Here is a 10,789-nt window from a genome sequence, read left to right as displayed (position 1 = left end):
ATGAAGCGGTGCCTCACTCGCGCGGCGCACGTCCTTCGTGCAGCGCCGTCACCGTGGCCACCGAGGGGCCGGTGAAGGCGATCAGCTGGTCGCCGAGCAGCACCAGGCGGCCGCTGTGGCGATCGACGCCATCGTAGGAATAATCGAAGCGGAAGGTCCGCTCGAAGCCGAGCCAGCCGTTGGGCAGGCGCCGCAGGCGCAGGCCGGTGCCGTGCACGCTCTGGTCCAGCCACTGCACATCGGCGGCCTTGCAGGCATTGCGGCCGAGACGCTCGGCGCATTCGGCGGCGGCGCGCGACGCGTTCCAGAACGCGAACACCGCGGCGCCGGCAATCATCCACAGGATCAGGCTAGGCATGCGTCACTGTAGCGAGGCGCGGGGTGGGGCGGCAATGTTTGGTTCGGGACCCGGGACTCGGGACTCGAAGCCTGGGCCGGGGCCGGGATTCGAAGAGGCGCGGATTTCGAGCGGGGAGTTTGCGTGTACGTCTCATGGCCTTTTGCAGGAGCGACTTCAGTCGCGACGGGCCTCACCGACTAAGCTCACTGCGACCGATGGCCCCAGGTAAGCCGGCATGGATCCTGGAGGTCGCAAGCGGTCGACAAGACGCTAGCGCCGCGGCAGCGGTTCGGTCGCTTGCGGTTGCGGCACCGGAGTCGCCTGCGTAGCGGCCGGCGCGGTGCCGGATGCCGGCGCTGGCGCCATCGGCGCAGCGGCCGGCAGCGCGGCCGGCGCCACTGCGGGAACCACACCCGGCAGCGCCAGCGGCCGCAGCTGCGCCTGCGCTTGCAACTGCAGCAGCGCCGCCCAGTCCTGGCGATTGAAGTCGCACAGTTCCTCCCGGCCGGGCGTGCACTCCAGGCCGGCGCCATCGTCGCCGACCTGGTCCTGCGCCAGCGGTGCCTTCAGTTGCAGGCGGCCGGCGCGGTCCAGCGGCAACTTGCGCATGGTCACCGCGTTGAGCACGTTGCCGCCGATCAGGTACAGCGTGTGGTCGCCGCCGACGTTGGCCGCGACCACGATGTCGCAATGCGACTCCCACGGCAGCGCGCCGCGGCGCGCCAGCGCCTGGCGCAGCCCGGCCGCGCCCAGCGGTTGCTTGCGCCCGCGCAGGAAGCACAGCAGGTCGCCCGGCGCCGGCTTGGGCTGCTGCAGGTCGGCATAGCGGTAGGGCAGGCCGTCGCTACCGGCCTGGTAGGCGGCGCGGATGTAGTCGATGTGCCGCACCGAGGAATGGAAGCCATCGACCCCGGCGCGCACCATCACCCAGGACACGAACGCCGCCGACCACGGGTTGTCGACCAGGAACGCACGGCAGTCCGCCTGCCGGTAGCGCGAGCCGTCCAGCTGCTGGCAGCTGGCGGCGCCGTCGCTGCCGCCCATCGCGCCCAGCGTGCCGCTGTCGCGCCAATACGCGGCCACGCGCTGCCAGGCCTCGATGCCGTGATCGGCCAGATAACTGCGCTCGGCCTCGGTCACGCGCAGGCCGGCGAGCCGGCCGTTGCTATCGATGAACGGCCGCCACCACAGCCGGTGCTCGTTGCAGGCGGTGTGCACGATGGCCACCGCGGCCGGGCTCAGGCCGAAGCGCGGTGGCAGGTCGCACACCTCCGCGGCGGCCGCGCGGCCGGCGGGAAACAGGGCGGCGGCACACAACAACGCGAACCAGGGGCGGGCCATCGGCGCACTCGGGGAATAGGAATGTGCGCAGCGTCGCAGAGCGGTGCGGCCGCGGCCGTGAAGTCAGTGCGGCGGCGGTCCCAGCTTCAGCGACAGATCCACCGCCTGCACGTGCTTGGTCAGCGCGCCGATGGAGATGCAGTCCACGCCGTCGGCGGCGATCGCGCGCACGCCGTCCAGGTCGACGCCGCCGGAGACCTCCAACGGAATCGCGCGGTGGAACGGCGCGGCGGCGGCGATCGCCACCGCCTCACGGCGCTGCGCCGCGTCGAAATCGTCGATCAGGATGCGGTCGCAGCCCACCGTCAACGCTTCGCGCAGTTGCGCCAGCGTTTCCACCTCGACCACCAGCGGCAGCTGCGGCCACTGCGCACGCGCGGCCTGCACCGCCGCGCTCAGCGAGCCGGCGGCGTGGATGTGGTTTTCCTTCAGCATCACCGTGTCGTACAGGCCGAAGCGGTGGTTGCTGCCGCCGCCGCAGCGCACCGCGTATTTCTGCGCCAGGCGCAGGCCGGGCAGGGTCTTGCGCGTGTCGAGGATGCGCGCGCCGGTGCCGGCGACCGCGGCCACATAAGCGGCGGTGGCGGTGGCGGTGGCGGACAGGGTCTGCAGGAAGTTCAGCGAGGCGCGCTCGGCGCTGACCAGCGCGCGGCTGCGCCCGTGCAGCAGCGCCAGCACGGTGCCGGCGGCCACGTGCTCTCCTTCGGCAATGTGCCAGTCGATCCGCACCTGCGGGTCGAGCGCGCGGTGGCAGGCGTCGAACCAGGGCCGGCCGGCGATCACCGCGTCTTGCTTGCACAGCAGGTAGGCGCTGTCGGCGCGGTCGGGCAACAACGCGGCGGTAACGTCGCCGCTGCCGATGTCCTCGGCCAGCGCGCGCGCCACGTCGGCCTCGATCTGTTCCTGCGCGGGCGCCTGCAACGGCACCGCGGTGGCGCTCATTTGCCGGGGAAATCGGCGAGTTGGGCGGTACCGATCGCTTCTTCGGCCAACAGCACCGGAATGCCGTCGTCGACGCGGAACAGCTGCTTGCGGTCGCGGGTGATCAGCGCCTCGCGCAGCGCCTGCGCCTGCGGGCTGCCGTCGGCGCGCTGCACGCCGCCGGCGGCGATGGCGCGGTTCAGCGCCTCCAGCCCGCGCGCATCCAGCAGGGCCAGCGGTTGGCGGGTATCGGGCGAGCACAGCAGGTCGAGCAGTTTGCGATCCATCCGGTCTTCGTCTTGCGTGGAAGACGGCTAGAATACGTCTTTAAGGCAGGGGACGGCCATGACCTCCAAGCAAACCACGCCGCTCGTCGGCATCGTGATGGGTTCCCGCTCCGACTGGGACACCATGCAGCATGCGGCGCAGAAGCTCGATGCGCTGGGCGTGCCCTATGAAGTGAAGGTGGTGTCCGCGCACCGCACCCCGGACGTGCTGTTCGCCTATGCCGAAGCGGCCGGCGGGCGCGGCCTGCGCGCGATCGTGGCCGGCGCCGGCGGCGCCGCGCACCTGCCGGGCATGCTCGCGGCCAAGACCGCGGTGCCGGTGCTCGGCGTGCCGGTGCAGTCCAAGGCGCTGAACGGCCTGGATTCGCTGCTGTCGATCGTGCAGATGCCGGCCGGCATCCCGGTGGCCACGTTCGCGATCGGCAATGCCGGTGCGGCCAATGCCGCGCTGTTCGCCGCGGCGATGCTGGCCGCCGAACACGCCGACATCGCCACGGCGCTGGACGCCTTCCGCCAGCGCCAGACCGACGAGGTGATGGCCAAGGACGACCCGCGCCAATGACCACCACCGTCGGAATCCTGGGCGGCGGCCAGTTGGCGCGCATGATGGCCGTGGCCGGCGCGCCGCTGGGGCTGCGCTTCGTGATGCTGGATACGGTGGCCGACGCCTGCGCCGGCCAGGTGGCGCCGCTGCAGGTCGGCGACTACCGCGACGAGGCGGCGCTGGCCGCGTTCGCCGCGCAGGTCGATGTGGCCACCTTCGATTTCGAGAACGTGCCGGCGGCCAGCGCCGAGTGGCTGGCAGAGCGGGTGCCGGTGTTCCCGAACCCGCGCGCGCTGGCGGTGGCGCAGGATCGGCTGGCCGAGAAGACCCTGTTCCGCGAATTGGGCATCCCGGTGCCGGAGTTCGCCGCGATCGGCAGCCGCGCCGAACTGGACGCGGCGCTGGCGCAGGTCGGCATCCCGTGCATTCTCAAGACCCGGCGCCTGGGCTACGACGGCAAGGGCCAGTTCCGGATCACCTCCGCGGCCGATGCCGATGCGGCGTGGGCCGCGCTGGGCGCGCAGGCGGCCAGCGTGGGCCTGATCGTGGAAGCCTTCGTGCCGTTCCAGCGCGAGATCAGCGTGGTCGCGGTGCGCGGCCGCGACGGCGAGTTCCGCACCTGGCCGCTGACCGAGAACTGGCATGTGCAGGGCGTGCTGTCGGCCAGCCTGGCTCCGGCACAGGCCGATACGGCGCTGCAGCGGGCCGCCATCGCCCATGCGCAGGCGCTGGCCGAGCGCTTGCACTATGTGGGCGTGTTCGCGCTGGAGCTGTTCTGCCGCGACGGCGAACTGCTCGCCAACGAGATGGCGCCGCGCGTGCACAACTCCGGCCACTGGACCATCGAAGGCGCGGAGACCGCGCAGTTCGAGAACCATCTGCGCGCGGTGCTGGGCCTGCCGCTGGGCTCCACGCGCATGCTCGGCCATGCCTGCATGCTCAACTGGATCGGGCAGATGCCCGACGCCGCGCCGGTGCTGGCGCAGCCGGGCGGACATTGGCACGACTACGGCAAGCAAGCGCGCGAAGGCCGCAAGGTCGGCCACGCTACGCTGCGCGAGGACACGCCGGCCGCTTTGGCGCAGGCGCTGCAGACGGTCGGCGCGCAGCTGCGGCGCGACGACCAGGTCGCCCCGGTGATCGAGGCGCTGCGCGCGCAGGGCTGAGCGGATGCCGACGGCCGCGCCCCGGCCATGCCTGGGCGTGGCCGGGGCAACGCAACGATGCCGGCGGCCGGTCAGACCGAATCCCGAATCCGGGCCTCAAACCAGATTCGCGGCCACGAACTCCCAGTTCACCAGCTTCCAGAACGCTTCCAGGTAGCGCCCACGGTCGCCGCGGTACTCGATGTAGTAGGCGTGCTCCCACAGGTCGCAGGCCAGCAGCGGGGTGTCCTCGCCGGTCAGCGGCGAGCCGGCGTTGACGGTGGCGAGCAGCGCCAGCGTGGCGTCCGGGCGCTGCACCAGCCACACCCAGCCCGAGCCGAACACGGCCAGGGCCATGCGTGCGAACTCGGCCTTGAAGCGGGCGAAATCGCCGAAGTTCCTGGCGATGCGCTCGGCCAGCTCGCCGCCCGGCTCGCCGCCACCGCGCGGACGCAGCCCACGCCAGTAGAACTCGTGGTTCCAGACCTCGGCCGCGTGCTGGAACAGGCGGCCCTGGGTGCGGCGCACCAGGTCCTGCAGCGGCAGTTCGGCGAATTCGCTGCCGGCGATCTGGGCATTGAGCCGTTCCACCAGCGCACGCTGGTGCTGGCCGTGGTGCTGGTCCAGGGTCTCGGCGGACAGGTGCGGCGCCAGCGCCGCGCGATCGTACGGCAGGGGAGCGAGTTCGATGGCCATGGATCCTCGGTGGCGGTTTCGGGCGCGCATGGCGGTACTGCCATGCGCAGGGCTTACACTATGCGGCTACGCGAAAGTCTAGCCGACCGCAAAGGTCGTTCTTTCGCCCCAGCAGGAGAAAACCCGCATGCAGGTGATGGAGCGCATCCAGGCCGACGTCGAACGCCATCCCATCGTGTTGTTCATGAAGGGCACGCCGCAGTATCCGATGTGCGGGTTTTCCAGCCGCGCGCTGCAGGCCCTGCTGGCCGCCGGCGCCGATCGGCTGCACACCGTCAACGTGCTCGACGAGCCCGAGATCCGCGCCAATCTGCCGCGCCATTCGAACTGGCCGACGTTTCCTCAGCTGTTCATCCATGGCGAACTGATCGGCGGCTGCGACATCACCATGGAACTGTTCGAATCCGGCGAGTTGCAGCGCATCGTGGCCGAGGCCTACCAGCCGTGACAGCGGCGGCGACGCCGCACGCGGGCGCGCTGGCGCAGCGCGTGGTGCTGGTGTGCGGCGCCGCCGGCGGGCTGGGCAGCGCCGCGGCCATGGCCTGCGCCCAGGCCGGCGCCACGGTGGTGCTGCTCGGGCACAAGCCGGCGCGCCTGAACCGGGTCTACGACGCGATCGCCGCCGTCGGCGCGCAGCCGCTGCTGTATCCGCTGGACCTGCTCGGCGCCACGCCGGAGGACTATGCGACGCTGGCGGCGCGGGTGCAGGCCGAACTCGGGCGGCTCGACGGGCTGTTGCATTGCGCCGCCGATTTCGTCGGCCTGACCCCGTTCGAGCACGCCGACCCGGCGCAGTTCGCGCGCGCCATCCACATCAACCTGACCGCCCCGGGCTGGCTGACCCAGGCCTGCCTGCCGCTGCTGAAGCAGGCGCCGGACGCGGCGATCGTGTTCGCGCTCGACGACCCGGCGCGTGTCGGCCAGGCTTACTGGGGCGGCTACGGCGCGGCCCAGCATGGCCGCCGCGGCCTGCTGGCGACTCTGCACGGCGAACTGGCGGCCTCGACGGTGCGCGTGGCCGGGCTGCAACCCGGGCCGATGCGCAGCGCACTGCGCGCACGCGCCTACACCCACCAGGAGGACCGCGACGCGGTCGATCCGGCGCACTACGCGGCCGCCTGCGTGGAACTGCTGGCGCCCGCCGGCGCCGCGCGCCGCGGCGCGATCTGGAATCCCCTGGCATGACCATCCTGTCGGCAGCCTTGCTGCTGTTCCTGATCCTCGACCCGCTGGGCAACATCCCGGTGTTCCTCAGCGTGCTCAAGCCGCTGCCGGCCAAGCGCCAGCGCGTGGTGCTGGCGCGCGAACTGCTGATCGCGCTGGGCGTGCTGATGGGGTTCCTGTGGGGCGGCAAGTACGCGCTGGAAGTGATGCACCTGCGCCAGGAATCGGTGTCGATCGCCGGCGGCATCGTGCTGTTCCTGATCGGCATCCGCATGATCTTTCCGCGCCCGGAGGGGCTGATGGGCGAGATTCCCGACGGCGAGCCGTTCATCGTGCCGCTGGCGATCCCGCTGGTGGCCGGGCCGTCGGGCATGGCCGCGGTGATGCTGATGGGCAGCAACGAACCCACCCGCCTGGGCGAATGGAGCCTGGCGCTGATCCTGGCCTGGATCGGCGCCTCGGCGCTGCTGTTCTCCGGCACGCTGCTGTACAAGCTGCTCGGCATGCGCGTGCTGATCGCGGTCGAGCGGCTGATGGGCATGCTGCTGGTGGCGATCTCGGTGCAGATGTTCCTGGACGGCCTCGGCGTCTATCTGAAGCTGCCGGTCGCCGGCTGAGCGGCCGTCCGCCGCGTGCGCGCGGTGCCGTGCCCTCTCTGTCGATCCGTGCCAATGCGGCGATGCGCAGGATAGTGGCGGCAATCGCACGCCAGTTGCGCTGGCGCCGACGGCATAACCGCGCAAACTGTGATGTAGAGGGCGTCATGTCCGTTTGTGCCAGTTCGTCACGTTTCGGCAACAAATCGGCACTATGGTGTTAAGCTAATGTTAACCCTTGCGGGGGATCCAGCAAGGGGGCACGAACCTCATTCCGCTGCCGTGCGCCGACCAGGACGGCGAGCTATGCGCATTTCGTCAACTTCCATCGAGGCTATTGCAATGACTCAACCCCGCCGTCTCCGGATGTCCAAGCTCACCCTTGGCCTCGTTGCTGCGCTCGCCGCCGCCCCTGTGTTCGCCCAGAGCACCTCCTCCGGCATCGGTGGCATGGTTACCCACAATGGCCAGCCCGTCGCGGGCGCCGAAGTGACCATTACCCACGTCGAATCCGGAACGGTCAGCCGCGCCAGCACCGATGCGAGCGGCCGCTACAACGCGCGCGGTCTGCGCGTCGGCGGCCCGTACAACGTCACCATCACCAAGTCTGGCGATGGCACCCAGACCCAGGAAGGCATCTATCTGGGCCTGGATCAGGTCGCCAGCGTCAATGCGCAGTTGACCGGCGACGTCGCCACGCTGGAGTCCATGCAGGTCACCGCCCCGCGCGGTTCCGAGGCGTTCACCTCGGACAACAAGGGCATTTCCACCAATCTGTCGCGCGGCGATCTCGACCGCACGCCGATGCCGGACCGCTCGATCCAGAACGTGGTGCGTTCCGATCCCCGCGTCGTGGTCACCGACCGCGACCGCGGCGCGTTCTCGGCAATGGGCCAGAACAATCGCTACAACAGCATCACCGTCGACACCATCAGCGCGGGCGACCCCTTCGGTCTGAACGACAACGGCCTGCCGACCAAGGGCACGCCGATCTCGCAGGACGCGATCGAGAGCTACAACATCTCCACCGCCAACTTCGACGTCGCCACCCGCCGCGGCGTGGGCGCTTGGGTCAATGCCGTCACCAAGAGCGGTACCAACGATTTCCACGGCTCTGCCTACTACGTCTACCAGAACGCCGACGACATGATCGGCAAGGGCGAGACCGACGCCAAGTGGACCGGCTACACCAAGGACACAACCAAGGGCGCGACCCTGGGCGGGCCGATCCTCAAGGACAAGCTGTTCTTCTTCGCCTCCTACGAGGAGAGCGAGAAGACCGCGCCGGGCGCGATCTGGGGCACCTCCGATTCCAGCGCCATCAGCAAGGTGAGCGGCGTGACCACGGCGCAGCTTCAGCAGATCACCACGACCGCGCAGAACCTCGGGCTTTCGCCGGGCGACGACGGTTCGGCCAGCACTGATATCGAAAGCAAGCGCTACCTGGCCAAGCTCGACTGGAACATCAGCGACTACCACCGCGCCAGCCTGCGCTTCAGCCGTACCGAAGAAGACGAGCCGATCATCACCGCCAGCAGTTCCACCCAACTGAAGCTGTCGAGCAACTGGTACGTGTTGAACAAGACCAACACCAGCTACGCGCTGAGCTTCTACGACGACTGGAGCGAGAAGTTCTCCACCGAAGCGTCGGTGGGCTACAGCAAGTTCGAGCAGGACCGTGCGCCGCTGGTCGGCGGCTACCAGCCCGAAATCACCGTGCGCACCAGTGGCGCCGACACCGGCAGCAGCGTGCTGCTCGGCACCGACTATTCCAGCCAGGCCAATGTGCTGAGCGTCAAGAGCTGGAACGCGTACTTCGCCGGTAGCTGGTTCCTCGGCGACCACGTCGTCAAGGCCGGTATCGACTACCAGCAGGACGAGGTCTACAACCTGTTCCTGCAGCGCTACAACGGCACCTACGCCTTCAACTCGATCGCCGATTTCGCCAGTGGTACCTATCGCCGCTACCAGCTTTCGCAGCCGGCCTCAGGCTATACCTTGGACAACGTCGCCGCCATCTTCAAGATGAAGCAGTACGGCCTGTTCCTGCAGGACACCTGGCAGGCAACCGATCGCCTGTCGATCCAGTACGGCCTGCGCTACGACGTGCCGAAGGTCAATCCGATGCCGACCTACAATCCGTGTTTCGCCGCGGACGCGGGCGTCACCGGCAATTTCGGCGCTTGCGGCCTGCGCGCGACCCCGGCCAACGCCAACGCGTCAGTGGGTGGCTTCGGCTTCTCCAACACCGGCACCATCGACGGCAACAGCGTCCTGCAGCCGCGCTTCTCCTTCAACTACGACCTGGATACCGAGCGTCCGACCCAGCTGCGTGGCGGTGCCGGTCTGTTCGTCTCCAATACGCCGGCGGTGTGGGTGGGTAATCCCTATTCCAACAATGGCGTTGCTGTGACCACCTACGACGTCAACCGCCGTAAGACCGCCGCCGATCCGGCGTTCAGCGCAGCTCCGTTCGGCCAGAACGTCCCGGGCGGCACGGTGACGCCGCCGGGCCTGGGCAGCTCGAGCATGACCGTGAACGTGGTCGATCCCAACTTCAAGCTGCCGGCCGTCTACAAGTACACCCTGGGCCTGGACCACCAGCTGCCTTGGCAGGACCTGGTGTTCACCGCGGAATATCAGCACCTCGACGTCGACAAGGGCATCCTGTATCAGGATCTGAACATGGGCGCGCCGACCGGCACGCTACCGGATGGCCGCTACACCTATGCGCGCTTCCCGAACCAGGCACCGGGCAGCACCAACGCCGCGAACTGGAACAAGAATGCGTCGTTCAGCAACGTCATCTATCTGACCAATACGGACAAGGGCAAGTCGGACAACTTCACTGTGTCGCTGAAGAAGCCCTTCGACGGCACCTGGAGTGCGATGCTGGCCTACACCTACAGCCGCGCCACCGAAGTGAACCCGGGCACCTCCAGCGTCGCCTACAGCAGCTATCAGAATCGCGCCTGGTACAACCCGTCCGACGATGCCGCAGGCATTTCCAACTACTCCATCCCCAACCGCATCATCGCGCAGCTGAGCTGGGAGCATAAGTTCTTCGGCGACTACGCGACCCGCGTCTCCGCGTTCTACGACGGCCACAACGGCGCGCCGTACAGCTGGGTGTTCGGCAACGATGCCCAGGGCCTGGGTCTGTCGTCCGGCCGCTCGCTGGCTTACGTGCCGTCCGGTCCGAGCGATGTGGTCTGGGCCAATGCGACCTCGCAGCAGCTGTCCTCGTCGTTCTGGGAGTACATCGGCAAGCATCCGGAGCTGGCGCGCTACAAGGGTGACGTTGCCGAGCGCAATTCCTCGCGTGCGCCGTGGGTGAACCAGCTGGACATGTCCTTCAGCCAGGAAATTCCCGGCTTCGCCAAGGGCCACAAGGGCGAGATCCGCCTGGACATGTTCAATGTGCTCAACATGACTAACAAGGATTGGGGTGTGGAGCACCGTGCCGAGTTCCCGCTGGTGCGCAACCTGGCCAACGTGGCCGGCGTCACTGCCGACGGCAAGTACATCTACGATATCTCCAGCACCAGCCTGTACAACCGCAACGGCACCTATGCGCCGACCGATCTGGCCATCAACGAAACGCAGAACCCGTCGCAGCGCTGGTCGCTGCTGCTGACGCTGCGCTATACGTTCTAACCAGGCCTTCGCGCAGGCGTTACAGGAAACGGCCGGGGCGACCCGGCCGTTTTCTTTTGCGGAGGCTGACGCTACAGTCGCCGTTGACGACAACGACA

The 10,789-nt window shown here is 68.7% G+C and carries 11 protein-coding genes; 6 read left to right on the top strand and 5 right to left on the bottom strand.

Annotation, left to right across the window (positions count from 1 at the left end; all coding sequences use genetic code 11):
• Nucleotides 1-13 precede the first annotated feature (13 nt).
• The 4 genes from KHF85_RS12385 to KHF85_RS12370 all read right to left on the bottom strand — a co-directional run bounded on the left by KHF85_RS12385 (nt 14) and on the right by KHF85_RS12370 (nt 2,889).
• Nucleotides 14-358, bottom strand: a complete 345-nt coding sequence (locus KHF85_RS12385; RefSeq protein ID WP_284566891.1) for a DUF3301 domain-containing protein — start codon at nt 356-358, stop codon at nt 14-16.
• A gap of 252 nt (nt 359-610) precedes the next feature.
• Entirely contained in the window at nt 611-1,681 is a 1,071-nt protein-coding gene (locus tag KHF85_RS12380; RefSeq protein ID WP_284566890.1) for a DUF2272 domain-containing protein, read from the bottom strand.
• A gap of 63 nt (nt 1,682-1,744) precedes the next feature.
• Nucleotides 1,745-2,623, bottom strand: coding sequence for a carboxylating nicotinate-nucleotide diphosphorylase (nadC, locus tag KHF85_RS12375; RefSeq protein WP_284566889.1), 879 nt, complete (start codon nt 2,621-2,623; stop codon nt 1,745-1,747).
• On the bottom strand, nt 2,620-2,889 hold the full coding sequence (locus KHF85_RS12370) for a Trm112 family protein (RefSeq protein WP_039005221.1): 270 nt from the start codon (nt 2,887-2,889) through the stop codon (nt 2,620-2,622). Before KHF85_RS12370 ends, nadC begins: the two co-directional genes overlap by 4 nt.
• Nucleotides 2,890-2,947: 58 nt before the next feature.
• Here KHF85_RS12370 and purE point away from each other — a divergent pair, with 58 nt between their 5' ends.
• Nucleotides 2,948-3,451: a 5-(carboxyamino)imidazole ribonucleotide mutase gene (purE, locus tag KHF85_RS12365; RefSeq protein WP_284566888.1), complete on the top strand. Its 504-nt coding sequence runs from the start codon at nt 2,948-2,950 to the stop codon at nt 3,449-3,451.
• Nucleotides 3,448-4,599 (top strand): 5-(carboxyamino)imidazole ribonucleotide synthase, encoded by a 1,152-nt coding sequence (locus KHF85_RS12360; RefSeq protein WP_284566887.1) that lies wholly within the window; start codon nt 3,448-3,450, stop codon nt 4,597-4,599. Before purE ends, KHF85_RS12360 begins: the two co-directional genes overlap by 4 nt.
• 96 nt (nt 4,600-4,695) lie before the next feature.
• Here KHF85_RS12360 and KHF85_RS12355 read toward each other — a convergent pair whose 3' ends face one another.
• A complete protein-coding gene (locus tag KHF85_RS12355) occupies nt 4,696-5,274 on the bottom strand; it encodes a superoxide dismutase (protein WP_284566886.1) in 579 nt (192 codons plus the stop codon).
• Between the two features lie 127 nt (nt 5,275-5,401).
• On the opposite strand from KHF85_RS12355, the gene grxD reads away from it, so the two are divergent.
• The 4 genes from grxD (at nt 5,402) to KHF85_RS12335 (ending at nt 10,691) form a co-directional block, all read left to right on the top strand.
• Entirely contained in the window at nt 5,402-5,722 is a 321-nt protein-coding gene (gene grxD / locus KHF85_RS12350) for a Grx4 family monothiol glutaredoxin (protein WP_003468232.1), read from the top strand.
• 89 nt (nt 5,723-5,811) lie between these two features.
• Nucleotides 5,812-6,459 carry an SDR family NAD(P)-dependent oxidoreductase gene (locus KHF85_RS12345; protein WP_284569547.1) on the top strand — a complete coding sequence of 216 codons (648 nt, stop codon included), beginning with the start codon at nt 5,812-5,814 and terminating at the stop codon, nt 6,457-6,459.
• Entirely contained in the window at nt 6,456-7,055 is a 600-nt protein-coding gene (locus KHF85_RS12340; RefSeq protein ID WP_284566885.1) for a MarC family protein, read from the top strand. Before KHF85_RS12345 ends, KHF85_RS12340 begins: the two co-directional genes overlap by 4 nt.
• A 321-nt stretch (nt 7,056-7,376) precedes the next feature.
• A complete protein-coding gene (locus KHF85_RS12335; RefSeq protein ID WP_284566884.1) occupies nt 7,377-10,691 on the top strand; it encodes a TonB-dependent receptor in 3,315 nt (1,104 codons plus the stop codon).
• Nucleotides 10,692-10,789 lie beyond the last annotated feature (98 nt).

Origin of the sequence: Xanthomonas graminis pv. graminis (assembly GCF_030168915.1) — a bacterium.
GTDB classification, from domain to species: Bacteria; Pseudomonadota; Gammaproteobacteria; order Xanthomonadales; family Xanthomonadaceae; genus Xanthomonas_A; species Xanthomonas_A translucens.
This window is presented reverse-complemented; position numbering and strand designations above follow the sequence as displayed.